Source organism: Pseudomonas juntendi, assembly GCF_009932375.1.
Classification (GTDB): Bacteria; Pseudomonadota; Gammaproteobacteria; order Pseudomonadales; family Pseudomonadaceae; genus Aquipseudomonas; species Aquipseudomonas juntendi.
On the sequence record NZ_BLJG01000083.1, the window covers coordinates 1 to 26,343 of the forward strand.

Genomic DNA, 26,343 nt, shown 5'->3' on the forward strand with positions numbered 1-26,343 from the left:
GGTGCAAGTCGGGTCACGGTAACTTCCTGTAGTTGTCGCGTGTGTGGCCGTTGCGGGCCCACGGATAAGGAACGAAACGGGGCATGGCCGAATCAGCTCAAAGGGTGGTATATATTAAATAAGAATCATTCACACAAAATATGCGAGCCGGAGCCGTTTCTATGCGGTGCGACGGCCGCAGATCCTCAGGGATGTCTTCATGAACACGAGCAACGCCACCTGCCGCCTGGGCCTGGACCAGCCCCGGCACCGTTCGCTGAGCGCCGACGGGCGCCTGCGCCTGCAACTGGACGAAGCCTACGGGCAGTGCCACACCGACCTGCTGCAACTGGAGCAAGGCCTGTCGCTGGGGCGCCTGCATTACCACCCCACACGCCCGCTGGTGGAGGAGACCTGCGGGCCGCATGACGGCCACGTGATGGTGGTGACGGTGGGGCTGCAGGGAAAATCCGGCTTCATCGGCCAGGACGGCAGCAGCCTGGCGTTCGAGGCGGGGCACACCACCATCACCGCCTTCCGTGCCACGCCTGGCGAGCGCCGTTACCAGGCCAACGAAACCGCTTCGCAACTGCGCGTGGTGATCGACCACGCGACGCTGTGCAAGTACGTGGGCGAGGCACGGGCCACTGAAGTGCTGGGCAGCGGCCGGTTGCACCGCCTGGATTTCCGGCCCAGCTCCCAGGCCGCCCAAGCCCATGCCGCCGCGCTGGTGCGCTACCTGCAACCGGGCGGTCTGGACCCGGCCCACCGGCTGGACCTGCATATCCACACCCTCAGCCTGCTGGCCGAGCAGTTCAACCTGCTGGCGCCGCCGCCCAGTACCGCCGCGGCCTTGAGTACCTGCGACGTGCAGCGTATCGAGCGGGCGCGCAACCTGTTGTGCGAGCAACTGGACAAGCCGTTGACCGTGGATTACCTGGCCACGGCGGTGGGCATGAACGAACACAAGCTCAAGGAGGGGTTCCGTTACCTGTTCGATACCACACCGGCACGCATGCTGCTGGAGTTGCGCATGCGCAAGGCCATGACCTTGCTGGAGGCCGGGCAACAGGTGGCGCAGGCGGCGTGGCAGGTGGGGTACAAATACCCGAACAACTTCACCGTGGCGTTCACCCGCTATTTCGGGCGGTCACCAAAGTCGATCTTCGGGCGCAAGCGCTGAGCCCGGTCAGGGCGCCGCTGCGGGCCATGGCGTGGCTCGCAGCGGCGCGCCCCCCTACAGCTCGAAGCTGACCCTCATCCCCACCTCGCGTGGCGGGCTGTACACGGTCACAGCGCCATTGAGCAGCCCCTGGGCGTCGTAGCGCTTGTCCAGCAGGTTGTCGACATAGGTGCTGACGGTGTACTGCCCGAAGCGGTAGCCAGCGCTCAGGTCCACCAGGCCGTAGCCGGGGCGCCGATAGGTATTGGCAGCGTCCAGATACACCTTGCCCACCGCACTCAGCGCGCCCTGTACATACCAGCCGGCATCGGCGTCGTAACGCAGGCCCAGGTGGCCGGTGAAGTCCGGGGCGAACGGGTTGCGGTTATCCTCGTAGTCGTTGCTCCCCTCGCGGAACCGCTCGAAGCGGGTGCGGTTCAGCCCCAGCGCCGCAGTGAGGGTCCAGCGTTCGCCCAGCAGGTATTCCAGGTCCAGGTCCAGGCCGGTGGAGGTCGCCGCCGCCGCATTGGTGATGTACACCAGCCCCTGCTGCACCAGTTGCTGCACCTGCATGTCACGCACCTGCATGCGGTACAGCGCCGCCGAGTAGCGCAGGCGCTGGTCCGCGGTCAGGCCCTTCAGGCCCACCTCAAGGCTGCGCACCTGCTCCGGGTCGTACGCCGGGTTGCCGGCGCTGCTGGCGAAGGCATTGAAGCCGCCCGCACGCATGCCCTGGCTGTAGCTGACGTAGGCCTGGGCATCGTCGCTCAGCGCATACTGCACTGCCACCTTGGGGGTGAAGTGCTGCCAACTGTCGGACTGGTTGCGGTTGCCTGCCGGGTCGATCCAGGCACGTGCGTACTCATAGCGGCCACCCAAGGTCAACGACCAGGCCCCCGACAGCGGCTGCAGCCATTGGCCGAACAGCGCGGCGGTATTGCCACCCAGGCCGGCCTGGGTGCGGCTGAGCCCCATCGGCAGTTTCTGCTGGTAATCCAGGTCGTGGTCTTCACGGTCGGCATACGCGCCCAGCAGCCAGCGGCCTTGCCCGTGGCTGCCACTCAGGCGCAGTTCCTGGCTCAGGGTTTCGAAGTGGTAGTCGCGGGCCAGGTGCATGAGGTCGCTTGGCTGGAAGTCGGTGTCCTGGCGTAGACGGTCGTCGAACACGCTGCGTGCGGTGATCGAGCGCAGTTCCAGGTCGCCGCCCAGTTGCCGGCGCAGGTCCAGCGACCAGGTGTCGCCGCTGGAGTGGTTACGCCCGGCCAGCCCGGAATTCACTGCCCGGTCGCGGCCCGTGCGGCTGCCCCATTGCGCGGCCTGGTCGCGGTATTTCAGGGTGCTGTAGCGCAGGGTCGCGTCGGTGAGCGCGTCCGGCGTCCAGCGCAGGGTCAGGCGGCCGCTCTGGCGCTCGCGGTCGTCGGCTTTGCCACCGGCGAAGTCGTCGTCCAGGTAGCCGTCCTGGCTTGTCCATTGGCCGGCGGCGCCTGCATACAGGGTGCCTTCTATCAGCGCGGTGCTCAGGTCGGCGCTGACCAGGCGCTTGTCACGGCTGCCCAGCCCGGTTTCCACCCGGGCGTAGTCGGCGTCGCCCGGCTGGCGCGTGAACACGCTGAGCACGCCGGCCTCGGCGTTGCGACCGTACAGTGCCGATTGCGGACCGCGCAGGATCTCCACGCGCTCGACGCCCACCAGGTCATTGTCGAAGCCTTGGCCGCGCAACACCGGCACGCCGTCGACCAGCATCAGCAGCGAGTTGGAGAAGGCTGTGGCATTGGAGGTCAGGCCGCGCACCACCGGCAGTTGCGTACCCGACTGGCCAAAGGGCTGGAATGTGAACCCCGGGGTGCGCCGCACCAGTTGTTCCAGCGAGTCCACCGGTGTGCTCTGCAGGGTCCGGGCGTCGATCACCGAGAGGCTGGCAGGCAACTGGTCGCGGGCTTGTTCAAGCTTGTCGCTGGCCACCACCGTGTCTTCCAGCACCAGCCGTTCGCTCGCGCTCGTCGGCGTTATACCGCCTGCGACCACCAGCCCTGTGAAAACCCCCACCAGCGTTGTTCTGGCCATGCCCGTTCCTCGATGTTGGCAACGCGCACCCCGCACGGGCACGCAACGGCCGGCATTGTAGCGACTGACCGAGAATCATTCGCGTCTGTAACCTATGCGCCAGCGACGGTTTCCTATGCGTGGCCGCGGATGGAGCACCACCAGCACCAGGCTTTTGTTCCGCAGCATGAAACCAGTTTCGGTTGTGTGCCATGGCAGGCCAGGTTTAGCTGGCAGCCAGCACGACCTGCCTCACCCGTCGTGACCTCAAAGCGAACAACAAGAACGGGAAACCACCCGCACAAGGAGACTGCACATGTCCCGACATCAGCACATCCTGGCCTGGCTGAACGAGGTGGCCAGCGACCTGCACGCGATCCGCCATGATATTCACGCCCACCCGGAACTGGGCTTCGAAGAAAACCGCACCTCAGCGCTGGTCGCCCGCCACCTGGAACAATGGGGCTACGAGGTGCACACCGGCATCGGCAAGACCGGCGTGGTGGGCGTGCTGCGCCATGGCAGCAGCCAGCGCCGCCTGGGCTTGCGTGCCGACATGGACGCGCTGCCCATCCATGAGGCCACCGGTGCCGCCTACAGCAGCCAGCACCAAGGCTGCATGCACGCCTGCGGCCACGATGGGCATACCACCATGCTGCTCGGTGCCGCCCGTTACCTGGCCGCCACCCGGCAGTTCGACGGCACACTGACGCTGATATTCCAGCCGGCAGAAGAGGGGCAGGGTGGTGCCGAGGCGATGCTGGCCGATGGCTTGCTGACGCGTTTTCCCTGCGATGCATTGTTCGGCATGCACAACATGCCAGGTTTGCCCGCGGGGCAGTTGGGCTTGCGTGAAGGGCCGATGATGGCTTCGCAAGATCTGCTCACCGTGACCCTGGACGGGGTGGGGGGCCACGGATCCATGCCGCACCTGACGGTCGACCCGCTGGTTGCCGCCGCCAGTGTGGTGCTGGCATTGCAAACCGTGGTGGCGCGCAATATCGACGCCCAGGAGGCAGCGGTGGTGACGGTGGGGGCCCTGCAGGCCGGCGAAGCGGCCAACGTGATCCCGCAACAGGCACTGCTGCGCCTGAGCCTGCGGGCACTGGATGCTGAAGTACGGGCGCAGACCCTGCAGCGGGTGCGGGCGATCATCACCCACCAGGCTGAAAGCTTCGGCTGCCGCGCCAGCATCGAGCACCGCCCGGCGTACCCCGTGCTGGTCAACCACCCGGCAGAAAACGCCTTCGCCACCCAGGTAGCCGTGGAGTTGCTGGGCGCCGACGCGGTGGATGCCAACACCCGCAAGCTGATGGGCAGCGAGGATTTTGCCTGGATGCTGCAACGCTGCCCGGGTGCCTACCTGTTCATCGGCAACGGCGTCGCGGGGCCCATGGTGCACAACCCCGGCTACGACTTCAACGACGACATCCTGCTGACCGGCGCTGCCTACTGGGGCGCGCTGGCAGAGCGCTGGCTAGCACCTGCCTGATCCTGCCGTTTTTACCGACTGCCGCTGGAACCCGGGTGCGACCGTGCCCGGGCGATCACCCAAACACCGAGTGGAGTGTTCCCTATGCAGACTTCGAGTAATGGCGTGTCACGTACCCGGCAAGTGGTGGCTGCCGTCATCGGCAACGCCCTGGAGTGGTATGACTTTATCGTGTACGGCTTTCTGGCCAGCATCATCGCCCGGCAATTCTTCCCCTCCGACGATGAATACGCCTCGCTGCTGATGGCCCTGGCCACCTTCGGTGTCGGCTTTTTCATGCGCCCGGTGGGCGGTGTGCTGCTGGGCATGTACGCCGACCGCAAGGGTCGCAAGGCGGCGATGCAGCTGATCATCCGCCTGATGACCGTGTCGATCGCCATGATCGCCTTTGCCCCCGATTACCTGGCCATTGGCATGGCCGCGCCGCTGTTGATCGTGGTGGCGCGCATGCTGCAGGGCTTTGCCACGGGCGGTGAGTACGCCAGCGCCACGGCCTTCCTGGTGGAGAGTGCCCCGGCCCACCGCAAGGGCCTGTACGGCTCCTGGCAACTGGTGGGGCAATGCCTGGCGGTGTTCGGCGGTGCGGCGATGGTGGCGCTGGTAACCCACCTGTGCTCGCCTGCGGCGCTGGACAGCTGGGGCTGGCGTATCCCGTTCGTGCTGGGCCTGCTGATCGGCCCGGTAGGGCTGTGGATTCGCAAGCACATGGAAGAGCCCGAGGCGTTCATCGAGGCCCGCCGCCAGGCCAAGGGCCGTTCGCCCAGCCTGTTGCAGGTGCTGCGTGAACACCGGCGCAGCCTGCTGGTGGCCATGGGCCTGGCTTCTGGCGCCACAGTATCGTTCTATGTGGTGCTGGTGAACATGCCGACGTTTGCCCACAAAAGCCTGGGCCTGCCGTTGGACCAGGTGCTGCTGGTGCAGATGCTCGCTGTGGGCCTGATGACGGTGGTCATTCCACTGGCCGGGGCGCTGTCGGACCGTTTTGGGCGGCGGCCGGTGCTGATGGCCTTCACCCTGGCGTTCTTCGTGATGGTCTACCCGCTGTATGTCTGGGTCGCCGCGGCGCCATCCCTGGAGCGCCTGCTGGTTATGCAGTTGCTGCTGTGCACGGCCATCGGCGGTTTCTTCGGCCCGGCGCCGACTGCCCTGGCCGAGCAGTTCCCGGTCGAGGTGCGTTCCACCGGCGTGTCGGTGGCCTATAACGTGGCGGTCATGGTATTCGGTGGCTTTGCCCCATTGATCGTGACCTGGCTGACCCAGGCGCTGGGAACCCCGGTGGCGCCATCGTTCTATGTACTGTTTGCCTGCCTGCTGACCTTGTTGGCTACCTACTGCCTGAAAGACGCACCCCGGGCGGGCAACCGGGCTGCCTTCAACCTTGGAGTGAAACCGTGAAGCCGCTTGTCATCGACCCCATTGTCGCCCTCGGCGCCGAAGCCTTGTCCCAAGCCATACACGCCCGCCAGTTGTCGTGTCGCGAGGTGATGCAGGCCTACCTCGTGCACATCGAGCGGTGCAACCCACGGGTCAATGCGCTGGTCTCGTTGCGCCCGGCCGCGGCGCTGCTGGCCGAGGCCGACCAACGGGACCGCGAACTTGCCAGCGGCCATTCACGCGGCTGGATGCATGGCATGCCCCAGGCAATCAAGGACCTGGCGGCCACGGCCGGGCTGCGGACCACACTGGGTTCGCCGCTGTTCGCCGACCAGGTTCCCCTGCACGACGCGATCAGTGTGGCGCGGGTGCGGGCCAGTGGCGCCTTGATCGTGGGCAAAAGCAACGTGCCCGAGTTCGGCCTGGGGTCGCAGAGCTACAACACCTTGTTCGGCACCACCACCAATGCCTACGACCCGACACGGGTGGCAGGGGGCAGCAGCGGTGGCGCGGCGGCGGCACTGGCGATGCGCCTGCTGCCGGTGGCCGACGGCAGCGACATGATGGGCTCGTTGCGCAACCCGGCGGCGTTCAACAACGTGTTCGGCCTGCGCCCATCCCAGGGGCGGGTGCCCCACGGCCCTGCGCCGGAATTGTTCGTACAGCAGTTGGCCACCGAGGGGCCGATGGGCCGCAGCGTGACCGATGTGGCCCGGCTGTTGTCGGTTCAGGCCGGGGCAGATGCACGGGCACCGCTGGCGCTGAGCGAAGGCCGGCGCGATTTCGCCGCCGGCTTGCAGCGCGATCTGCGCGGGGTACGGGTGGGCTGGCTGGGGGACTACAACGGCTACTTGCCGATGGATGACGGGGTGATGAGCCTGTGCGAATCGGCCTTGGCCGATTTCGCCGAGCTGGGCTGCCGGGTCGAGGCCTGCCAACCGGCATTCGACCTGGCTCGCTTGTGGCAGTGCTGGCTCACGCACCGCCACTTCCTGGTGCATGGCAACCTCAGCGCAGCCTATGCCGACCCGGCCCGGCGCACACTGCTCAAGCCCGAAGCACAGTGGGAGGTGGAAGGCGGCTTGCAGTTGAGTGCTGCAGCGCTGTACCAGGCTTCGCTGGACCGCAGTGACTGGTACCGCGCCATGGCTGAGCTGTTCGAGCATTACGATTTCCTGCTGCTGCCATCGGCCCAGGTGTTCCCTTTCGATGCGGGCCTGCCATGGCCGCAGCGGGTAGGCGGGCGGCCTATGGACACCTACCACCGCTGGATGGAAGTGGTGATCGGGCCGACCCTGGCCGGCTTGCCGAGCATGAGCGTGCCGATCGGTTTCAACCCTGGCGGCTTGCCCATGGGCTTGCAGATCATTGGCCCGGCCCAGGCAGACCATGCCGTGTTGCAGTTGGCCTATGCCCATGAACAACTCACCGGCTGGGTGCAGCGTTGCCCGCCGCCCAGCCTGCAGGCGCCATGAGGTGCTGGCCAGGCGCGCTTTTTGCTGGCTATGCTGACCATCTGGCAACCAGGAGGTCATCCCCATGGGCATCACGGCAGAAGGTGGCGGCGTGCGTTCGGTGGAGCGGGCGCTGGCCATCGTCGACCTGCTGGGCGAGCACCAGGCACTGGGCCTTGAAGAACTGCATTACCTGACCACACTGCCCAAGGCCACGGTGTCGCGCATGCTTGCTACTTTGCAGGTGCAGGGCTGGGTTTACCGCGGCCTCAGCGACCGGCGCTATCGGCTGTGCTCGCGGCACTTGTACGGTGACCGCCAGTTGCGCTTCAAGCGGCGCCTGGTGGAACGCGCCGCGCCGATGCTGCTGGAGTTGAGCGAACGTACCGGGTTGGTAGTGGACCTGTCGTGTTTCGATGGTCAGCGGCTGGAGGTCATGGAAAGCGCCATTCCGCAGATCCTGCGCAAGCGTTACCCGCATACCTGCCAGATCGTCGGCCATCATGCCAGCCTGTTCCATTCGGCGATGGGCCGTGCCTGCCTGGGTGAGCTGGGGCTGGAGGAGGTACAACGCCTGGCGGCCGATGCGCGGCTGGGGGACGATGCGTTGCTGCGCGATATCGAGAAAGAGGCACACAAAGGTTTCGGCCAGCGCACCGAGGGCCACTGGGAGTACCCGGTACGCCTGCCGCACCTGATTCGCGCCATTGCCTTGCCCGTGCATGCCGAAGGCCGCCTGGCCGGGAGCATCGCCTTGCACTGGCCATTGGACCAGGCGCCTGTCGAGCGGGTACTGAGCCTGCACCTGAGCAGCCTGGCGAGCACGGTTGGCGAGGTGCAGCGGGCGTTGGCCTGAGGCTGGCGGCGGTGCCTTCGCACCCTATGGCCGCTCTTGGTGCCTGATGCTGCTTACTTGAGGGTGGTGCCACACTGATCGGGGCTGCTGCGCAGCCCATCGCAGGCCGGCCCCAACTGCTCAAGTGGATAGCTGGGGTAGCCCTTCATCGGTGCCAGTGCAACAACCTAGCGCTCCAGGCTGTACATCCGGCATTCCGCCAGCAAGGCCAGCAGGTTCGGCTCCCGCTCCCGCGCCTTCAGAAACACCACGCCGATATGCTGCTGCAAACGGTACTGCGGCTGCAGGGCTATCAGCCTGACGCGGTTTTCGTAGACGGCCGCGATGCGCCCCGGCAGCAGGGCAAAGCCCACGCCCGAGCTGACCATGCTCAGCAGGGTGAAGATGTCGTTGACCTGCATGGCCACCTTTGGCTCGAAGCCGGCTTGCTGGAAGACCCGGGCGCCATCGCGGTGTGTGGCAAACCCTTGGGTCAGGGTGATGAAGGTGGAGTCGGCGAGGTCGGCCAGGTCCACCTCGGCCTGCTCGGCGAAGGGGGAATCGGTGGGTACGGCGAGGAAGATGTCATCGGAAAACAGCGGCAGTTGTTCGCAGGCCGGGTCGATCACGCTCTCGTCCAGGGAGACGAGAATGGCCTCCAGTTCATGGTTTTTCAGGCGCTGCAGCAGGTCGAGGTTGGAGCCCAGGGTGAGGTCGATGTTCAGTTCGCTGCGCCGCAGCTTAAGCCCCATCACCAGCTTGGGCACGGTTTTTACCGTTAGCGAGTACAGCGCGCCCAGGCGAAAGCGCTCGGCATAGAAGCCGGCAGCTTCGCGGGTCTGGCGCACCATCTGCTCGGCGTCCTGGATCAGCAGGCGGGCTTTCTTTTCCAGTACGTAGGCGCTTTCCAGCGGAATCAGCTGCCGGCCTTCGTGCTTGAAAAGGGCGCAGCGCAGGGCGCTTTCCAGCGAGTGGATGGCACGGTGCACGCTGACCGAACTGGTGCACAGTTCGGCGGCAGCGCGGCTGAGGTTGCCGCTGCGCATGAAGGCGAGGAAGGTTTCCAGCTTTTTCAGGGTGAGTTCTTCGTCGATCAGCATGGGGTGGCCTGGGCAGCGCGGTGGTTGGGATGGCTAGGGCTTCAATGGTGCTGTCGAGGATCAAGCGTTCTGGCGCTGCTCGACCAATGCCCACAACTGGGTATCGTTGAAATCAGCGATGACCAGCTTTGCGCCCGCTGCCCGCAACCGCTCAGGCGTTTGCGTGGTGGCTACGCCGACGGTAAAGATACCGGCCGCAGTGGCTGCAGCCACCCCCGGCAAGGAGTCCTCGAACGCCAGCGCCTGCCCGGCCGCGGCGCCCAGCCGCTGCAGCCCGGTAAGGTAGGGCAGCGGGTCGGGTTTGGGCCGGGCCAGCTCGTCGGCCACGAGCACATGCTCGAAGCGCTGGGCCAAGCCCATGGCAGCGAGCATGTGCTCGGCATTGAGCCGCGGCGCGTTGGTGACCACGCACATGCCCATGGCGTGGGCCTGGGCATGTTCCAGCAGGCGCAGCAGGCCTGGCATGGGCTGCAACGCCGGCGACATCTCCCGGAACAAAGCTTCCTTGCGGTCGGCCAGCCTGGCGCACTGTTCGGTACTGGCGCCGGGGAACAGTTCGGCGAACAGCTCGCCATTGGCCCTGCCGCTGACCTGGGCCTCGAACTGGGCCTGGCTCAGCTCGCGCCCGTCATGGTCACGCAGCAGTTGGCGAAAAGCCTGCAAGTGCAGGCTGTCGGTGTCGGTAAGGGTTCCGTCGAGGTCGAACAGCAGGGCGGTGAGCATGGGGTATCCCGTTCAGAAAGACACAAGCCGGGGGATCATAACCAATGCAGACGACGAAGGGGTCTGTTCAGCGCGCGGCGAAAGGAGTACAAATGTGCTCCATGAACAACCTTACCCCCAAACGCCGCGCCATTTTCGACTTCATCCGCGAGCGCATCAGCGACCACGGGCAGCCGCCGAGCCTGGCGGACATCGCCACGCGCTTCGGTTTTGCCTCGCGCAGCGTCGCGCGCAAACACATCACCGCCCTGTGTCAGGCGGGTTATATCGATGTCACCCCCAACCAGGCGCGGGGCATTCGCCTGGCCGACCCCCTGCGCCGGCCAGAAATGCTCGAAGTCCCGGTGCTCGGCCAAGTGGCGGCAGGTGCCCCGATCGGCCCGGACCTGGGCATCCACGAGCAGTTGCTGCTAGACCCCAGCCTGTTCCGCCGCACCCCCGACTACCTGCTCAAGGTGCGTGGCGATTCGATGATCGATGACGGCATCTTCGACGGTGACCTGGTCGGCATCCTGCAACAGGCCGATGCCCGTGATGGCCAGATCGTGGTAGCCCGGCTCGACGGCGAAGTCACCATCAAGCGCCTGCAACGCGTGGGCAAGCACTACCGGTTGTTGCCACGTAACCCAGCCTATGCGCCTATCGATGTGCTCCCCACGCAGGAGTTCTTCATCGAAGGCGTGTTCTGTGGTTTGCTGAGGCGTGACTGATGGGCGCGGTGGTCGACCTCGACCGGCTGTTGGACCAGCGCCGGGTATGGCGCGGCCGGCAGGCCCAGGCGCGACCGCTGGGCCTGCAGCCAACCGGCCATGCCGCGCTGGACGAACGTTTACCGGAAGGCGGTTGGCCGGCAGCCGCATTGAGCGAACTGCTGTTGGCGAACCCGGGTTGTGGCGAATTGCAGTTGCTGTGGCCAACCCTGGCACGCCTGAGCGCAGAAGCCAGCCGCGTGGTGCTGGTGGCGCCGCCTTTCATTCCCTATGCGCCGGCCTGGCAGGCCGCGGGGGTAGACCTGCGCTGGCTGGTGCAGGTAAACGCCGAACCCGCTGACGCCCTGTGGGCCGCCGAGCAGTGCCTGCGCTCGGGCAGTTGCGCGGCAGTGCTGTGCTGGCCCGAGCGTGTCGATGACCGTGCCCTGCGGCGCCTGCAAGTGGCGGCGGAAACCGGCCAGGCGCTGGCCTTTGCCTGCCGGCCGCAGCAGGCCGCCCACAACCCGTCACCGGCAGCATTGCGCATCGCCGTGGATACCCGCCCAGCCCAATGGCGGGTGCTGAAAAGTCGCGGCGGCATGCCGCCGGCCCTGCCCATTGCCAGCCCGTGGCAGGGCTGATGCAACATGCTCTGGGCCTGCATCCTGCTTCCGCAACTGGCGTTGGACACCGTCCTGCGCGAGCGCGAAGACCCAGCCAACCCCTTGGTCATCATTGGCGGGCCCAGCCAGCGGCGGGTATTGCAGGCAGTCAACCCGGCAGCGGCGGCGCTCGGCCTGCGGGCCGGGCAAACCTTGACCGCTGCACGTGCGCTGGCCGATGGTTTCACCTGTATCGAAACAGACCCCAGGCGCATCGAGCGCATGCAGCAACTGCTGGCCGCCTGGGCCTACCGTTTCAGTGCCCAGGTCAGCCTGCATTACCCGCGTGCGCTGTTGCTGGAGGTGGGCTCAAGCCTGCAGCTGTTCGGCCCATGGCCCGTGATGGAAGCACGCCTGCGCCAGGAACTGGCTGAACTGGGCTTGCGCCAGCGCATCGTGGTGGCCAGCAACCCGGTGGCAGCGCGCATGCTGGCCAATGCCCACGATGGCCTGGTGGTCGCCGATGCCGAAGCCACCCGTAACGCGTTGCTGAACATGCCCATCCAGCGCATCGGCTTGCCGCCAGAGGCTGCCGAAGCCTTTACCCGCATGGGCTTGCGGCAACTCGGCCAGGTGCTGGCGTTGCCGCGCGACACCTTGGCCAAACGCTTTCCCGCCCAGGTGCAACTGCACCTGGATCAGTTGCTCGGCCTGCGCACCCTGGGGTTGGACTTCTACCTGCCGCCCGATCGTTTCGAGAGCCGGCTGGAGCTGAACTTCGATGTTGAATCGCACCAGGCGCTGTTGTTTCCGCTGCGGCGCATGCTCAACGACCTGGCCGCATTCCTGGCCGGTCGCGATTGTGGCGTGCAGCGCTTTTGCCTGCACCTGGAGCATGTCGAAGGCCCGGACACGCTGCTGAAGGTCGGCTTGCTGGCCGCCGAGCGCGACGCCGCGATGCTGTTCGAACTGGCCCGTGGGCGCCTGGAGCCGCTGCGTATTCCGGCCCCGGTGCGCAACCTGCGGTTGGTCGCCGAAGACCTGCCAGCCTTTGTGCCACAACACCAGGCATTGTTCGACCCACGGGCGCAACAGGCGCAACCTTGGGAGCAATTGCGCGAACGCTTGCGCGCGCGGCTGGGCGATGAGGCCGTCCAAGGCCTGAGCGCGGCCGCCGATCACCGGCCCGAATGTGCCTGGCAACTGGCACAGCAGGGGGCGCTCGGGGGCATGCCGGTGGCCCCGGGCAGTCGCCCTGGTTGGTTGCTGCCCGCGCCGCTGGCGCTGGACGAGGCTGGCTACCGCTTGCTGGGCCCTGGCGAGCGCATCGAGTCGGGCTGGTGGGATGGCGGCGATGTACGCCGCGATTACTATCGCATCGAAACCCGCGACGGCCTGCGTGGCTGGGCCTACCGTGACCTGGGCCAGGCTGGCCCGCTTTGGTTGCAGGGCTGGTTCGCATGAACCCCGCCCCGTATGCCGAGCTGCATTGCCTGTCCAATTTCAGTTTTCAGCGCGGCGCTTCGAGCGCCGACGAACTGTTCCGGCGGGCCAAAGAGCAGGGTTACCAGGCCCTGGCGATCACTGACGAATGTACGCTGGCCGGTATCGTGCGCGCCTGGCAGGCGGCCAAGGTGTACCAGTTGCCGCTGATCGTCGGCAGCGAAGTGCAGCTGCACGACGGCCCCAAGCTAGTGCTGCTGGTTGCCGACCTGGCGGGCTACCAGAACCTGTGCGCACTGATTACCCGCGCCCGACGGCGGGCGGAAAAGGGCCAGTACCAGCTTTTTCGGGATGACCTTCAGCAGCACCATCACGGTTTGCTGGCCTTGTGGGTGGCGGGCGACAGGGGCGATACGGCCACCGGCCAGTGGTTGCGCGGGCTGTTTGCTGAGCGCCTGTGGTTGGCCGTGCACCTGCACCGTGGCAGTGACGATGCCCGGCACCTGCAGGGCCAGCAAGCCCTGGCGGCCGAGCTGGGTATCCGCGCGGTGGCCTGTGGCGATGTGCATATGCATGTGCGCGGCCGCCGGGCGTTGCAGGACTGCATGACTGCGATTCGTCAGCATTGCCAGGTGGCCGAAGCCGGGCGTTTTCTGTTTGCCAATGGCGAACGGCACTTGCGCAGCCCGGCACAACTGGCAGAACTCTACCCGCCCGAGATGCTGGCCGAGACCCTGGCCATTGCCCAGCGCTGCCAGTTCGACCTCGGCCAACTGCACTACCAGTATCCACGCGAACTGGTGCCTGAAGCTCATACCCCGGCCACTTGGCTGCGTGCTCTGTGCGAGCAGGGCTTGCCCGTGCGTTGGCCACACGGGCCGAGCGCCAAGGTGCGAGAGGTGCTGGACACGGAGCTGGCGCTGATCGAAGAGCTGGGGTACGAAAGCTACTTTCTGACCGTGCACGACATCGTCGCCTTCGCCCGGCGCCAGCGTATCCTGTGCCAGGGGCGAGGCTCGGCGGCCAATTCGGTGGTGTGCTTCGTGCTGGGTATCACCGAGCTCGATCCCATGCAGCACCGGCTGCTGTTCGAGCGTTTTCTGTCACGCGAGCGCAACGAGCCGCCCGATATCGACGTGGATTTCGAACACGACCGCCGTGAAGAAGTGATCCAGTACGTGTTCCGCCGTTATGGGCGGCACCGTGCTGCGCTGACGGCGGTGGTCAATACCTACCATGCTGCAGGTGCCGTGCGCGATGTCGCGCGTGTGCTGGGTTTGCCCATGGACCAGGTCGATGCCCTGGCCAAATGCTGTGGCCGCTGGAGCGACCGCATACCCGACGAACAACGCCTGGCCGAGGCCGGGTTCGAAGCTGGCAGCCCGTTGTTGCGGCGGGTGCTGATACTGGCCGGCGAGTTGATCGGCTTCCCCAGGCACCTGTCGCAGCACCCGGGCGGGTTTGTCATCTCGCAGCAGCCGCTGGACCAGCTGGTGCCGGTGGAAAACGCCGCCATGGCCGAACGTACCGTCATCCAGTGGGACAAGGACGACCTCGACATGGTCGGCCTGCTCAAGGTGGACGTGCTGGCGCTGGGCATGCTCAGTGCCTTGCGCCGTTGCTTCGACCTGCTGCAGCGCCACCGTGGCCGTGAACTGACCCTGGCGACCATCCCCAGCGAAGACCCCGCCACCTACGCCATGATCAGCCGCGCCGAGACCATGGGTGTATTCCAGATCGAGTCACGCGCGCAAATGGCCATGTTGCCGCGGCTGCGGCCCAACACCTTCTACGACCTTGTGATCGAGGTGGCCATCGTGCGCCCGGGGCCAATCCAGGGCGACATGGTGCACCCCTACCTGCGCAGGCGGCTGAAGCAAGAGCCGGTGACCTACCCGTCGCCAAAACTGAAGGAGGTGTTCGAGCGCACCTTGGGTGTGCCACTGTTCCAGGAACAGGTGATGGAGCTGGCCATGGTCGCAGCCGACTATTCACCAGGCGAGGCCGATCAGTTGCGGCGCAGCATGGCCGCCTGGAAACGCCATGGGGGTCTGGAACCGCACCGCCAGCGCTTGCTGCAGGGCATGTTGCGCAATGGCTACGAGCTGGCATTCGCCGAGCGCATTTTCGAACAGATCAAAGGCTTCGGCAGCTATGGTTTTCCCGAATCGCATGCCGCCAGCTTTGCCTTGCTGTGCTATGCCAGCAGCTGGCTCAAGTGCCATGAACCGGCGATTTTCACCTGCGCCCTGGTCAACAGTTGGCCCATGGGTTTCTACAGCCCCGACCAACTGCTGCAGGAGGCGCGGCGCCAGGGCATCGAGGTACGGCCGGTGGATGTCTGCCACAGTGAATGGGACTGCACGCTGGAGCCGGATGCCCAGGGCACGTTGGCCTTGCGCATGGGCTTGCGCCTGGTCCGGGGCCTGGCCGAAGCCGACGCCAGGCGCCTGGAACAGGCCCGGGCGCAGCAGCCTTGGCGCGACGTGGAAGACCTGTGCCTGCGTGCCGGGCTGGCCACCCGCGCGCGGGCCTGCCTGGCGGATGCCGGCGCGCTTCGCGCCTTGGCCAGCGACCGGCATCAGGCGCGCTGGCAGGTGGCGGCCGTGCAGGCGCAACTGCCGCTGTTTGCCGATGTGCAGGCCGTGCCGGAGGTGGCGGTGCAGTTGCCGGCCCCGACAGTGGCGCAGGACCTGGTGGCCGATTACCAGGCATTGGGTACCACGTTGGGGCCGCACCCGTTGACCTTGCTGCGTGCACGGCTGCGGGCACTGGGCTGCCGCAGTTCTGCAGAACTGCAAGGCCTTGAGCATGGCGACAATATCGCCGTGACGGGGCTGGTGGTGGGGCGGCAGCGGCCGCAGACCGCCAGCGGGGTGACGTTCGTCACCCTCGAGGACGAACACGGTATGGTCAACGTGGTGGTATGGCGGGCGCTGGCCGAGCGGCAAAGGCGGGCGCTGGTGGGGGCGCAGTTGCTCAAGGTCAGCGGGCGGCTGGAGCAGCAAAATGGCGTGCGCCACCTGTTAGCACGGCGCCTGGAAGATGTGACCGCGCTGTTGCAGGGGTTGGACGTGCGTAGCCGCGACTTTCATTAACTCCGCGGGCTACCCGCGGCGGCGCGGCCACGCATTCACGAAAATGCCCTGGCGGACTACACCATCGCCAAGCGCTGCTTGCGGGTGGGCGCCGGGAAGGCCAGGTCGATTGCGCGCAGGTCTTCGCGGGTCAAGGCCAATGCACCCGCTGCTGCATTCAGCCGAACATGCTCGGGCGCCACGGCTTTGGGGATGGCAATGATGCCATCATCACGGGTAACCCAGGCCAGGCAGACCTGAGCCGGCGTGGCACCATGCCGCTCGGCTATTTCTGCCAGCACCGGGTGCTGCAACAAGCGCCCGGCCTGGGCCAACGGGCAGTAGGCCATGGTCGGTAGCGCGCGTTGTTGGCACCAGGGCAGCAAGTCGAATTCGATGCCCCGCTGGGCCGGGTTGTACAGCACCTGGTTGGTGGCGCAGGCAGGGTTGTTCAATTCGCGCAGGTCGTCGATATCGAAATTGGAAACGCCCCAGCGCTTGATCTTGCCCTGCTCGCGCAAACGCTCGAAGGCGTCGACGGTTTCTTCCAGCGGGTGCTGGCCCCGCCAGTGCAGCAGGTACAGATCGATGCACTCGGTACCCAGGCGTGCCAGGCTACGCTCGCATGCGGTTGCCATGCCCTGCCGCCCGGCATTGTGCGGGTAGACCTTGCTGACCAGGAACACCTGGTCGCGGCGCCCGGCAATGGCCTGGCCAACCACGGTCTCCGCACCGCCTTCGGCATACATTTCGGCGGTGTCGATCAGGCTCAGGCCCAGCTCGATACCCTGTTGCAAGGCCGCTACCTCTGCCGCCTTGCGCCCAGGGTCTTCGCCCATGTACCAGGTGCCTTGGCCAATGGCCGGCACGCTCGCGCCTGCCAGTTTCACGTAACGCATGTCACCTCCGGGGGCTGTGTATTGGACAGTAGAACTTCAAGCAACGCCTGGGCTGCAGTGGACAGTTTGTGCTCGCTCAGGGCAATTACCCCAATGCGCCGCTCGACCGTGGGTTCGACCAGGGGCACGCAGCGTGCACCCAGTTCCTGCATCTGGTTGATGCACAGGGCCGGCACCGCGCTAACGCCCAGGCCGCTGGCAACCATGCGGCCGATGGTCGCCAGTTGGTGGCTTTCGAAAGCCACGGCCAGTTTGCCGTGCTGGGCGGCTACGTTCTGCTCCATCAACAGCCGCACAGCCGACGGCCGCTGCAGGGCCACGAAATCTTCGGCCATCAGTTGCGCCCAACTGACCTGTTTCAACAACGCCAAGGGTGAGTCAGCGGGCACCACTGCGACAAAACGGTCCATGTACAGTGGGTGGAAGTGCAGGCCGTCGGTATTGTCCGGCTCGAAACCAATGCCCAGTTCGACTCGGCGGTGGCGCACCAGTTCCTGCACCTGTTCGTTGATCACATCGTGCACGGTGACGTTGACCTTGGGGTAGCGTTGGCGGAACACCTTGAGCGAATGGGGCAGCAGGTTACCGGCGAACGACGGCATCGCCGCCACCGAGACCCGGCCCAGTTGCAGGGTGAAGCGTTGCCGCAGCATCTCTTCGGTATCGTCCCAGTCGGCCAGCAGCCGCCGCGCCAGCGGCAGCAGCACTTCGCCTTCGGCCGTCAGGCTGACGCTGCGGGTGGTGCGGCTGAGCAGGGCGCCGCCCAGGTTCTCTTCCAGGGCCTTGATGGTCAGGCTCAGGGCCGGTTGCGATACATGCAGGTGTTCACCGGCCTGGGCGAAGCTTTGATACTTGGCCACGGCGACAAAGGCGCGCAGTTGCTTGACGTTCATGACGGGCCTATCGTTTGTTTTGCGAAATTTATCAATCGATGATGAAAACAAAATTAACAAATCAGTCGCTTGCGGTGAAGATGGCTACACACGCTCACCGACAGCCTCGTCGGTTCAACAACTACAAAAGGCGGATCAGCATGGCCGGACTGGACAAGCGCGTTGCAACCTACGAACAGGCCCTCGACGGGCTGACCGACAACATGACGGTACTGGCCGGTGGTTTTGGCCTGTGCGGCATTCCGGAAAACCTCATCAGCGAAATCAAGCGCCGTGGCGTCAAGGGCCTGACCGTGGTCTCCAACAACTGCGGGGTGGACGGCTTTGGCCTGGGGGTGCTGCTGGAAGACCGGCAGATCCGCAAGATGATCGCCTCCTACGTGGGCGAAAACGCCGAATTCGAGCGCCAGTTGCTCAGCGGTGAACTGGAAGTGGAGCTGACACCCCAAGGCACCCTGGCCGAAAAAATGCGCGCTGGCGGCGCCGGCATCCCGGCGTTCTTCACCGCCACCGGCTACGGCACGCCGGTTGCCGAAGGCAAGGAGGTTCGCGAATTCAAGGGCCGCAAGTACATCCTCGAAGAGTCCATCACCGGTGACTTCGCCATCGTCAAGGGCTGGAAGGCCGACCATTACGGCAACGTGGTGTACCGCAACACCGCGCAGAACTTCAACCCGCTGGCGGCCACTGCCGGCAAGATCACCGTGGTCGAAGTGGAAGAAATCGTCGAGCCCGGTGTGCTGCTGCCGAGCGAGATCCACACCCCAGGCATCTATGTTGACCGGGTGATCGTCGGCACATTCGAAAAGCGTATCGAAAAGCGCACCGTCAAGGCCTGAGCGGCCTCCACCAGAACAACAAAGAGATCCTGACCATGGCACTGACCCGCGAACAGATGGCGCAACGCGTCGCCCGTGAACTGAAGGACGGCTACTACGTCAACCTGGGTATCGGCATTCCGACCCTGGTGGCCAACTATGTACCCGCCGACATGGATGTGATGCTGCAATCGGAAAACGGCCTGCTCGGCATGGGCGAGTTTCCCACCGAAAGCACCCTCGACCCCGACATGATCAACGCCGGCAAGCAGACCGTCACCGCCCGCCGGGGTGCCTCGATCTTCGACTCGGCGCAGTCGTTCGCCATGATTCGTGGCGGCCATGTCGACCTGACCGTGCTGGGTGCGTTCGAGGTAGACGTGCATGGCAATATCGCCTCGTGGATGATCCCGGGCAAGCTGGTCAAGGGCATGGGCGGCGCCATGGACCTGGTGGCGGGCGCCGAGAACATCATCGTGACCATGACCCACGCGTCCAAGGACGGCGAGTCCAAGCTGCTGGCGCAGTGCAGCCTGCCGCTGACCGGTGCCGGTTGCATCCGCAAGGTGCTGACCGACCTGGCCTACCTGGAAATTGAAGACGGTGCGTTCATCCTGCGCGAAACCGCACCAGGGGTGAGCATCGAGGAAATCGTCGAGAAGACTGCCGGCAAACTGATCGTGCCGGATGATGTGCAGGAAATGACGTTCTAAGGCGTTACGCCACCCAACCCTGTAGGCGCAGGTTGCACCGCTGAGTGTGTCGGTACATTACCGGCATGGTTGCGAGTCAACCTGTACCTACAGGGTTTTTGCGTTGTCTGTTTCACCTCATAAAACCAATAAAAGGAATGCCACTGTGGCCGCTGAAATTCAAGACAGCCGTAGCGCGCGCTTTGCCTTGCGCTGCTCCAACTGGGCCGAACGCTGGTTCCCCGACTCTTGGGTATTCGCCGCCTTGGCGGTGCTGCTGGTGTGCATCGGCGCGCTGGCCATGGGGGCCAAGCCGACCGACACCGCCAAGGCCTTTGGCGATGGTTTCTGGAGCCTGATTCCGTTCACCATGCAGATGGCTTTCGTGGTCATCGGTGGCTATGTGGTCGCCAGTTCGCCACCGGCGGCACGCCTGATCGACCGCCTGGCGCGCATCCCTGGCAATGGCCGCTCGGCCGTGTGCTGGGTGGCACTGATCTCGATGCTGGCTTCCTTGCTCAACTGGGGCCTGTCGCTGGTGTTCGGTGGTTTGCTGGTGCGCGCCCTGGCGCGGCGCACCGACCTGAAGATGGATTACCGTGCTGCGGGTGCGGCCGCCTACCTGGGCCTGGGCGCTGTGTGGGCACTGGGCCTGTCTTCGTCGGCGGCGCAGTTGCAGGCCAACCCGGCCAGCTTGCCGCCTTCGATCCTGTCGATCACCGGCGTCATCCCGTTCACCGAAACCATCTTTCTGTGGCAATCCGGGGTAATGCTGGCGGCGCTGGTCATTGTCTCGCTGGTCATCGCCTACGCCACGGCACCCGGGCCGAACAGCGCACGCAGCGCCGAAGCGTGTGGCGTGGACCCCAGCTTCACTGCACCGCCGGCACCCCAGCGCACCCGCCCCGGTGAATGGCTGGAGCACAGCCCCATCCTGATTCTGCTGCTGGTCGCCCTGGCTGCCGGCTGGCTGTACCAGGAGTTCGCTACCAAACCGGCGATTACCGCCATCTCCGGGCTCAACACCTACAACCTGTTGTTCATCATGCTCGGTGCCCTGTTGCACTGGCGCCCGCGCAGTTTCCTCGACGCCGTGGCGCGGGCGGTACCGACCACCACCGGGGTGCTGATCCAGTTCCCGCTGTACGGTTCGATCGCGGCCATTCTCACCCAGGTGAAGGGCGTGGACGAACAGACCCTGGCCCACCACATATCGTTGTTCTTCACCCAGATCGCCACCCACGACACCTATGCCTTGCTGATGGGCGTGTATTCGGCGGTGCTGGGCTTCTTCATCCCGTCGGGCGGCGGCAAATGGATCATCGAAGCGCCCTACGTGATGTTGGTGGCCAACGACCTGCAATACCACCTGGGGTGGGCGGTGCAGATCTACAACGCGGCAGAAGCCTTGCCGAACCTGATCAACCCGTTCTACATGCTGCCACTGCTGGGCGTGCTGGGGCTCAAGGCACGCGACCTGATCGGCTTTTCCTTTGTGCAACTGCTGGTGCATGTGCCGCTGGTGCTGGTATTGCTCTGGGCGCTGGGCACCACGCTGCAGTATGTGCCACCGGTGATGCCATGAGCGGCGGCTCCACGTATCATGCCCGGGCTGCCTTGGCCTGGGAAACACGCGTCACATGTCTATCCGATTGAAACTGCTGCGCAAGAAACTGGGAATGACCCTGGAAATGCTGGCCGAAAAGACCAGCATGACCAAAAGCTACCTGTCCAAGGTCGAACGTGGCCTCAACACGCCGTCGATTGCTGCCGCCCTGAAGCTGGCGCGCGCATTGAACGTGAATGTCGAGGAACTGTTTGCCGAAGAGCAGGCCGGCCAGAGCCGCTACAGCCTGGTGCGTCACGGCGAACGCCAGGCGCTGGTGGGTGACGGCCAGGGGCCCGGCTATGCGGCGTTGACCAGCCAGGTGGGGCAGCGCAGCCTGGTACCGTTCCTGATCCAGCCGCCTTCGGAATTTAGCGACCCGACCTTCAAGGAGCACCAGGGCGAAGAGTTCCTGTTCGTGCACGCGGGCCAGGTGGAGGTGGACTTCATGAACGAGCGGGTGCTGCTGGAGCAGGGCGATGCCTTGCATTTCAACGCGCAAACCCCGCATCGCCTGCGCTCGGTAGGCGCGCAGCCGGCGCAATTGCTGGTGGTCGTTCACCATGCCGAGGAATGAGCCGGGCAGGGCGCTGTTGCAGGCCTGCCTGAACCTTTCACTTTCTCATCCGTGAAACGCTGGCATCCAGCAGCTGGCTGGGTGCAGCACTTCCTGCCTGTCGTTTTTTTGACGAATCTGCCTGCCGTCCATTGAATTTTATTATGGTGTCGGATCATTGACGTAGTGTCACTGTGCCCATAAGCTCAATTCAACAGCGACACAAACCCCGCACTACCTTGCCAATAACTCATTGATTTTCCTGTTTAAAGGAAGGGCGTATGCGCACGACTCTGATAATCAAATCGATGTTCTTGCTGGTGCTCTTGAGTGGCGCTGCGCGCGCAGCCGATTCGTATATAAGCCAGAACAGTATCATTCCTGTTTCAACGGCTGGCTGGTTCTTTGCGTTCGCTGTTGTCGGTTTTGTGGCGGTGGCCAACCGCCGGAAAATCTGAACACCCTTTGCCGCTATTCGCGGGGTGGGGTTTCGCCGCTGGCTTGTTAATTCACCAACCGTTGCTATATTCCCTGTAGCCCATGAAGGTCCATGGTTTCAGGCACCGCAGCCCAGGCTGCACAGCGTCAAGGTAAGGGCCTCAAGGAAGGTCGAGGCCGTCGCGGCCGTGGTTGGTCGCGGAGCGGAGCGAGAGTTGGTGCGTTGTTCTCATACAGTGCTCTTTGTCGGGCCATTTGGCCGGAGGGACCCTCATGATGCGTTCATTGTTTGCCGCGTTCTGCTTGTTGACGGTGTGGTCGAGTGCCAGTTACGCCGATACCGGCAGCTCTGCATATTTGCTCAGCCCTGGCGATGTGGTGATGGTATCGGTCTGGCAGGAAGACAGCTTACGCCAGGAAGCGACCGTACTACCCGATGGCAGTATCACTTTCCCACTGGCCGGGCGCATCAATGTTGCCGGGCTCGATGTAACCGCAGTCGAAAAGCAAGTGGCTGCCAAACTTGAAAAATACCTTCCCGACCCGAATGTCAGCGTTGTCGTCAAGAGCATCGCCGGCAACCTTGTCTATGTCCAAGGTAAAGTGATCAAGCCGGGGCCGGTGCAAATGGCCGGGCCGACCGCCGTGTTGCAGGCGCTGAGCATGTCGGGTGGCCTGGACAAGTTTGCCGACGAAAGCGAGATCAAGGTAGTTCGTGGGGCAGGCGCTTCCCAAAAGATCTTGCCCGTGCGATATAAGGACCTGGTGTCTGGGCGCGATATGTCCACCAACATCCAACTTCAGGCTGGCGACACGCTGGTCGTTCCTTGATCTTGCCTTCAATAAGAACATTTAATGCCACTTCTCAGAACAACTAGCATTGCAACGGCAATCTTGGTCTTGCCGTTTACGGAATCGGCCCTGGCGGCAAATTGGCAGTCTACGGTGGTGGTGCCGACATCCGTCGAGTACGACAGCAACCCATTGTTGCTGACGTCGGGCGAGAAGGGCATCACGCGCACGATCATCGCGCCCGATTACACCCTGATCGGCACCTTCGACCGTGACGAACTGAGACTGGGGCTGGGCATGAATGTGTTGCGCTCGTCCGACACCGACGTAGTCGATAACCGCGAGGACCCTGACATCAGCCTGGGCTGGCAGCGCACCACCGAGCGCGGGCGTTTTGGCCTGGTGGCACGCTACAACGAAAGCTCGACGCTGTCGGGCACTGTGCTGGATACCGGGGTGATCACCACCGATGGCACGCAGAAGCTCTACACCCTGACCGGCAACTGGAGCCAGGCGGTTACCGAGCGCAGTACCTTGAGCAACGAAACCACCTACAGCCGTGCCCGGTATGACGTCAGCACGCTGACGGGTTACAACGAACTGGCCAACGTTTTTACCTGGACCTATGCCTGGAGCGAGCGGGCCGATGTGTATACCCGCTTCGGCGCGCGGCGCTACGAGCCCGAGCAGGACCTGACCGCCACCGCTTCCAACAGTTACACCCCGGCTGTGGGCATCAAGTACCAACTGGCCGATGGCCTGAGTGCCGATGCCCACATTGGTGTCAACCAGGTGTCGGGCGATGAAGGCGGCCGACGCGGGGAGGGTGGGGTGGCGTTGCTCTATACCGGTGTGCGGGCCGATGCCAGCTTCACCGCCGAACGCAGCACGGTGGCCAGTGCCGAAGGCGGCTTCGCCGAGCTGGACCAGGTACGCGGGGTGTGGAGCTATGCCGTTACCGAGCTGACGCGGGTGGGCGCAGACGCTGCCTGGCAAGACAGCAAAGGGCAGTCACCGAACACACTGCAAACGTACAGCGTATGGGCCAGCCGAGAGTTCTCGCCGTATTGGGACCTGCGCCTGTCGCTGATGTACAAGGAACGCCAGCAGGACCACGTACCGGATGCAACCGCAACCATCGTGGGTTTGACGTTGACGTACAGGTACCCCGACATCTGAACTTCAGGCAGGTGGCCCCATGAAGTCTGACTACGAGCTATCCCTCAGAGATTACATCGCCATAATCAAGGACCGAGCCCTGGTGCTAGGGGTGAGTGCCGTAGTCATTCTGGCCGCGACCGTGGCGGTGGCCTTGATGGTGCCGCCGATCTACCAGTCGACCGGCACTATCCTGGTGGAGTCACAGCAGATTTCGCCCGAGCTGGTATCAACCAACAACACCAGTTTTGCCGATGAACGCATCGAGGTGATCCGCCAGCGTGTCATGACCCGCGAGAACCTGCTGCGCATCATCGACAAGTACGACCTGTTCGCCGACAAGCGTCTTGGCGAAAGCGACAAAATCGACCAGATGCGCAACGCCATCGTGGTCGAGACCCTTACCACGTTCGTGCGCGGCAGGGGCGAGGCGACCGTGGCCTTCAATGTGTCGTTCGAGCACAAGCAGCCGCAAGTGGCCAAGCAGGTCGCCGATGAGCTGGTATCGCTGTTCCTCAACGAAAACCTCAAGCAGCGTACCGAGCGGGCCAACGAAACCACCGAGTTTCTCACCCAGGAAGCCAACAAGCTGGGCGCTGAGCTGGCCAGCCTGGAAAACCAGCTGGCCGATTTCAAGCAGGCACATGCCAATGCACTGCCCGAGCACCAGACGCTGCGCATGAACATGCTGTCGCGTTCGGAGCTGGAGTTCCGTGAGGTCGACAGGGACTACAAGGCGGCGCAGGAAGAGTTGCGTTACCTGGAGCTCGAACTGTCGGCGGCCAATGCCGGCCTGGCGACCAAGGCAGCCGATGGCGCGCGCCCTGCCGCTGCCGACCAGGCCCAGGACCTGCCAAGCCTTAAGGCAGAGTACGCCCGGCTGTTGACCCGTTACAAGGAAGCCCACCCCGATGTGGTGGCGGTCAAACGCAAGATACAGACGCTGGAGGCCAGTGGTGGTCGCACCAGCACTGCTTCTTCGGTCAGCCTGGATGTCGCCCGGGTGCGTGCCAAAATGAGCGCCGCCCAGGAACGCATCGCTTCGCTGGCCGAGCAAAAGCGCGAGCTGACCCGAAAAATGGAAGGCTATGAAGCCGAGATCCTGGAGGCGCCGCAGGTCGAGCGTGGCTTGGTCACCCTGATGCGTGACCACGACAACGCACGCAAGAAATACGAAGAAATCCGCGCCAAGGAAATGAGCGCGAAAATCACCGAAAGCCTGGAGCAGGAAAACAAAGCCGAGCGCTTTGTGCTGCTGGAGCCGCCCCTGTTGCCCGAGAAGCCGATCAAGCCTAACCGCAAGAAGATCGCCGCGCTGGGGCTGGTTCTGGCGCCGGCCGGTGGCGGTGCGCTGGTCATGTTGCTGGAAATGCTCAACCAGCGGGTACGGGGCGTTGGTGCTCTGGAGAACCTGCTGGGCAAACGGGTGTTGGTGGCACTGCCGTATATCGAGACGCGGGCCGATGTGGCCAGGCGCAAACGCTGGCGTAACCGCTTGATCGTGGCGGCCTTGGCGCTGGCGGCTATCATGATAGTGCTGGTGCACGTGTACTACATGCCACTGGATGTGCTGCTGTACAAAGTCATGTCGCGGTTCGTATAGGGAATGCAGTGATGGACAGGATCAAGCCGGCTGTTGGCAACGCTATTCATCAGGTCACACCGGGTACCCCTCAGCCGCTGTCGCCGGCCCCTGGCACGGCGCTGGCGGAGGTGCCGGGGCAGTTCGATTACGTCAACACCAAGGTGGTGCCACTGCATCCAGACCACCTGGAGCGCAACCGCATTGTGGCGTTCAACAAGAACTCGAACATGAACGGGCCGATCGACCTGTTGCGTACCCAGGTGCTGCGGCTGATGGACGAGAACGGCTGGCGCACCCTGGCCATCACCTCGCCCACGCCGGAGGCAGGCAAAACCGTGTTGGCGGTCAACCTGGCCATGAGTATTGCCCACCACACCACCAAGACCGCCTTGCTGGTGGACTTCGACCTGCGCCGGCCCAAGGTGGGGAGCACATTGGGGCTGCCGATGGAGCATGCACTGAATGAGTTCCTGAACGACAAGTCGCCACTGCAGGACTGCCTGGTCAACCCGACCTTGCCGCGCTTCGTGGTGCTGCCGACCCGGGTGCCGGTGCCGTTGTCGACCGAGGTGTTGTCATCGCCCAAGGTGAGTAACCTGATTGGCGAGTTGCGCAACCGCTACGAGTCGCGCATCTGCATTTTCGACCTGCCGCCGTTGCTGAGCTCCGACGACGCGATCACCGTCATACCCAAGTTCGATTGTGTATTGCTGGTGGTGGCCAATGGCATGAACAACAAGAAAGAAATCGAGGACTGCCTGCACCACCTGGCAGGGGTGAACCTGATTGGTACGGTGTTGAACAAGGCTGACGAACAGCCGCGTACCTATTACTGAGGCGACGCTAAGTTACCGCGGGTGAACCCGCGCCCACAAATTACTGTGGGAGCGGGCTTGCCCGCGAACACCGGCGCAGCCGGTGCCAGACAACGCG

Annotated in this window: 23 protein-coding genes; 18 read left to right on the forward strand and 5 right to left on the reverse strand. The window is 64.4% G+C overall.

The window, feature by feature from the left end; translation table 11 throughout:
• The first annotated feature begins 199 nt into the window (after positions 1-199).
• Complete coding sequence (locus GYA94_RS12025; protein WP_161892375.1) at positions 200-1,162, forward strand: helix-turn-helix domain-containing protein; 963 nt, start codon at positions 200-202, stop codon at positions 1,160-1,162.
• A 54-nt stretch (positions 1,163-1,216) separates the two neighbouring features.
• Here GYA94_RS12025 and GYA94_RS12030 read toward each other — a convergent pair whose 3' ends face one another.
• Positions 1,217-3,205, reverse strand: coding sequence for a TonB-dependent receptor (locus GYA94_RS12030; RefSeq protein WP_161892376.1), 1,989 nt, complete (start codon positions 3,203-3,205; stop codon positions 1,217-1,219).
• Positions 3,206-3,500: 295 nt separating this feature from the next.
• Here GYA94_RS12030 and GYA94_RS12035 point away from each other — a divergent pair, with 295 nt between their 5' ends.
• The 4 genes from GYA94_RS12035 to GYA94_RS12050 all read left to right on the forward strand — a co-directional run bounded on the left by GYA94_RS12035 (position 3,501) and on the right by GYA94_RS12050 (position 8,360).
• Positions 3,501-4,676 carry a M20 aminoacylase family protein gene (locus GYA94_RS12035; protein ID WP_029886045.1) on the forward strand — a complete coding sequence of 392 codons (1,176 nt, stop codon included), beginning with the start codon at positions 3,501-3,503 and terminating at the stop codon, positions 4,674-4,676.
• An 84-nt stretch (positions 4,677-4,760) separates the two neighbouring features.
• Positions 4,761-6,071 carry a citrate-proton symporter gene (locus tag GYA94_RS12040; protein ID WP_054912465.1) on the forward strand — a complete coding sequence of 437 codons (1,311 nt, stop codon included), beginning with the start codon at positions 4,761-4,763 and terminating at the stop codon, positions 6,069-6,071.
• Positions 6,068-7,525 carry an amidase gene (locus GYA94_RS12045; protein ID WP_161892377.1) on the forward strand — a complete coding sequence of 486 codons (1,458 nt, stop codon included), beginning with the start codon at positions 6,068-6,070 and terminating at the stop codon, positions 7,523-7,525. The genes GYA94_RS12040 and GYA94_RS12045 overlap by 4 nt, the downstream gene beginning before the upstream one ends.
• A gap of 64 nt (positions 7,526-7,589) precedes the next feature.
• Positions 7,590-8,360: an IclR family transcriptional regulator gene (locus GYA94_RS12050; protein WP_161892378.1), complete on the forward strand. Its 771-nt coding sequence runs from the start codon at positions 7,590-7,592 to the stop codon at positions 8,358-8,360.
• A 167-nt stretch (positions 8,361-8,527) separates the two neighbouring features.
• Here the strand turns inward: GYA94_RS12050 and GYA94_RS12055 are convergent, their stop codons facing one another.
• Complete coding sequence (locus tag GYA94_RS12055; RefSeq protein ID WP_115294063.1) at positions 8,528-9,439, reverse strand: LysR family transcriptional regulator; 912 nt, start codon at positions 9,437-9,439, stop codon at positions 8,528-8,530.
• Between the two features lie 60 nt (positions 9,440-9,499).
• Entirely contained in the window at positions 9,500-10,162 is a 663-nt protein-coding gene (locus GYA94_RS12060; RefSeq protein WP_161892379.1) for an HAD family hydrolase, read from the reverse strand.
• A 101-nt stretch (positions 10,163-10,263) separates the two neighbouring features.
• Here GYA94_RS12060 and lexA point away from each other — a divergent pair, with 101 nt between their 5' ends.
• From lexA to GYA94_RS12080, 4 genes are read left to right on the forward strand one after another with little or no spacing between them, the layout of a single operon-like run.
• Positions 10,264-10,872 carry a transcriptional repressor LexA gene (gene lexA, locus GYA94_RS12065; RefSeq protein WP_009682717.1) on the forward strand — a complete coding sequence of 203 codons (609 nt, stop codon included), beginning with the start codon at positions 10,264-10,266 and terminating at the stop codon, positions 10,870-10,872.
• Positions 10,872-11,492 carry a translesion DNA synthesis-associated protein ImuA gene (imuA, locus tag GYA94_RS12070; protein ID WP_161892380.1) on the forward strand — a complete coding sequence of 207 codons (621 nt, stop codon included), beginning with the start codon at positions 10,872-10,874 and terminating at the stop codon, positions 11,490-11,492. Before lexA ends, imuA begins: the two co-directional genes overlap by 1 nt.
• A gap of 6 nt (positions 11,493-11,498) precedes the next feature.
• A complete protein-coding gene (locus GYA94_RS12075) occupies positions 11,499-12,917 on the forward strand; it encodes a Y-family DNA polymerase (RefSeq protein ID WP_161892381.1) in 1,419 nt (472 codons plus the stop codon).
• Entirely contained in the window at positions 12,914-15,994 is a 3,081-nt protein-coding gene (locus GYA94_RS12080) for an error-prone DNA polymerase (RefSeq protein ID WP_161892382.1), read from the forward strand. The genes GYA94_RS12075 and GYA94_RS12080 overlap by 4 nt, the downstream gene beginning before the upstream one ends.
• A 56-nt stretch (positions 15,995-16,050) precedes the next feature.
• Here the strand turns inward: GYA94_RS12080 and GYA94_RS12085 are convergent, their stop codons facing one another.
• Positions 16,051-16,872: an aldo/keto reductase gene (locus GYA94_RS12085; protein ID WP_054912457.1), complete on the reverse strand. Its 822-nt coding sequence runs from the start codon at positions 16,870-16,872 to the stop codon at positions 16,051-16,053.
• A complete protein-coding gene (locus GYA94_RS12090) occupies positions 16,860-17,765 on the reverse strand; it encodes a LysR family transcriptional regulator (RefSeq protein ID WP_047149790.1) in 906 nt (301 codons plus the stop codon). The genes GYA94_RS12085 and GYA94_RS12090 overlap by 13 nt, the downstream gene beginning before the upstream one ends.
• 140 nt (positions 17,766-17,905) lie before the next feature.
• On the opposite strand from GYA94_RS12090, the gene GYA94_RS12095 reads away from it, so the two are divergent.
• The 9 genes from GYA94_RS12095 (at position 17,906) to GYA94_RS12130 (ending at position 26,246) form a co-directional block, all read left to right on the forward strand.
• Positions 17,906-18,604: a CoA transferase subunit A gene (locus GYA94_RS12095; RefSeq protein ID WP_054912455.1), complete on the forward strand. Its 699-nt coding sequence runs from the start codon at positions 17,906-17,908 to the stop codon at positions 18,602-18,604.
• 35 nt (positions 18,605-18,639) lie between these two features.
• Positions 18,640-19,296, forward strand: a complete 657-nt coding sequence (locus GYA94_RS12100) for a CoA transferase subunit B (RefSeq protein ID WP_161892383.1) — start codon at positions 18,640-18,642, stop codon at positions 19,294-19,296.
• Positions 19,297-19,441: 145 nt separating this feature from the next.
• Complete coding sequence (locus tag GYA94_RS12105) at positions 19,442-20,860, forward strand: short-chain fatty acid transporter (protein ID WP_110677567.1); 1,419 nt, start codon at positions 19,442-19,444, stop codon at positions 20,858-20,860.
• 55 nt (positions 20,861-20,915) lie between these two features.
• Positions 20,916-21,458 (forward strand): helix-turn-helix domain-containing protein, encoded by a 543-nt coding sequence (locus tag GYA94_RS12110; RefSeq protein WP_029885423.1) that lies wholly within the window; start codon positions 20,916-20,918, stop codon positions 21,456-21,458.
• 260 nt (positions 21,459-21,718) lie between these two features.
• Complete coding sequence (gene eppA / locus GYA94_RS27670; RefSeq protein WP_009682731.1) at positions 21,719-21,895, forward strand: EPS-associated small membrane protein EppA; 177 nt, start codon at positions 21,719-21,721, stop codon at positions 21,893-21,895.
• Positions 21,896-22,148: 253 nt separating this feature from the next.
• On the forward strand, positions 22,149-22,706 hold the full coding sequence (locus tag GYA94_RS12115) for a polysaccharide biosynthesis/export family protein (protein ID WP_110677565.1): 558 nt from the start codon (positions 22,149-22,151) through the stop codon (positions 22,704-22,706).
• A gap of 24 nt (positions 22,707-22,730) precedes the next feature.
• Entirely contained in the window at positions 22,731-23,846 is a 1,116-nt protein-coding gene (locus GYA94_RS12120) for a hypothetical protein (protein WP_161892384.1), read from the forward strand.
• A 19-nt stretch (positions 23,847-23,865) separates the two neighbouring features.
• Entirely contained in the window at positions 23,866-25,428 is a 1,563-nt protein-coding gene (locus tag GYA94_RS12125; RefSeq protein ID WP_161892385.1) for a GumC family protein, read from the forward strand.
• Positions 25,429-25,439: 11 nt separating this feature from the next.
• The gene (locus GYA94_RS12130; protein ID WP_161892386.1) at positions 25,440-26,246 is read left to right on the forward strand and encodes a CpsD/CapB family tyrosine-protein kinase; all 807 of its coding nucleotides are present in this window, start codon (positions 25,440-25,442) and stop codon (positions 26,244-26,246) included.
• The last annotated feature ends 97 nt before the right edge of the window (positions 26,247-26,343 follow it).

Coding starts and splice junctions, on each gene's coding strand:
- GYA94_RS12025 (WP_161892375.1), top strand. CDS start 200: ATGAACACGAGCAACGCCACCTGCCGCCTGGGCCTGGACCAGCCCCGG.
- GYA94_RS12030 (WP_161892376.1), bottom strand. CDS start 3,205: ATGGCCAGAACAACGCTGGTGGGGGTTTTCACAGGGCTGGTGGTCGCA.
- GYA94_RS12035 (WP_029886045.1), top strand. CDS start 3,501: ATGTCCCGACATCAGCACATCCTGGCCTGGCTGAACGAGGTGGCCAGC.
- GYA94_RS12040 (WP_054912465.1), top strand. CDS start 4,761: ATGCAGACTTCGAGTAATGGCGTGTCACGTACCCGGCAAGTGGTGGCT.
- GYA94_RS12050 (WP_161892378.1), top strand. CDS start 7,590: ATGGGCATCACGGCAGAAGGTGGCGGCGTGCGTTCGGTGGAGCGGGCG.
- GYA94_RS12055 (WP_115294063.1), bottom strand. CDS start 9,439: ATGCTGATCGACGAAGAACTCACCCTGAAAAAGCTGGAAACCTTCCTC.
- GYA94_RS12060 (WP_161892379.1), bottom strand. CDS start 10,162: ATGCTCACCGCCCTGCTGTTCGACCTCGACGGAACCCTTACCGACACC.
- lexA (WP_009682717.1), top strand. CDS start 10,264: ATGAACAACCTTACCCCCAAACGCCGCGCCATTTTCGACTTCATCCGC.
- imuA (WP_161892380.1), top strand. CDS start 10,872: ATGGGCGCGGTGGTCGACCTCGACCGGCTGTTGGACCAGCGCCGGGTA.
- GYA94_RS12075 (WP_161892381.1), top strand. CDS start 11,499: ATGCTCTGGGCCTGCATCCTGCTTCCGCAACTGGCGTTGGACACCGTC.
- GYA94_RS12080 (WP_161892382.1), top strand. CDS start 12,914: ATGAACCCCGCCCCGTATGCCGAGCTGCATTGCCTGTCCAATTTCAGT.
- GYA94_RS12085 (WP_054912457.1), bottom strand. CDS start 16,872: ATGCGTTACGTGAAACTGGCAGGCGCGAGCGTGCCGGCCATTGGCCAA.
- GYA94_RS12090 (WP_047149790.1), bottom strand. CDS start 17,765: ATGAACGTCAAGCAACTGCGCGCCTTTGTCGCCGTGGCCAAGTATCAA.
- GYA94_RS12095 (WP_054912455.1), top strand. CDS start 17,906: ATGGCCGGACTGGACAAGCGCGTTGCAACCTACGAACAGGCCCTCGAC.
- GYA94_RS12100 (WP_161892383.1), top strand. CDS start 18,640: ATGGCACTGACCCGCGAACAGATGGCGCAACGCGTCGCCCGTGAACTG.
- GYA94_RS12110 (WP_029885423.1), top strand. CDS start 20,916: ATGTCTATCCGATTGAAACTGCTGCGCAAGAAACTGGGAATGACCCTG.
- eppA (WP_009682731.1), top strand. CDS start 21,719: ATGCGCACGACTCTGATAATCAAATCGATGTTCTTGCTGGTGCTCTTG.
- GYA94_RS12115 (WP_110677565.1), top strand. CDS start 22,149: ATGATGCGTTCATTGTTTGCCGCGTTCTGCTTGTTGACGGTGTGGTCG.
- GYA94_RS12120 (WP_161892384.1), top strand. CDS start 22,731: ATGCCACTTCTCAGAACAACTAGCATTGCAACGGCAATCTTGGTCTTG.
- GYA94_RS12125 (WP_161892385.1), top strand. CDS start 23,866: ATGAAGTCTGACTACGAGCTATCCCTCAGAGATTACATCGCCATAATC.
- GYA94_RS12130 (WP_161892386.1), top strand. CDS start 25,440: ATGGACAGGATCAAGCCGGCTGTTGGCAACGCTATTCATCAGGTCACA.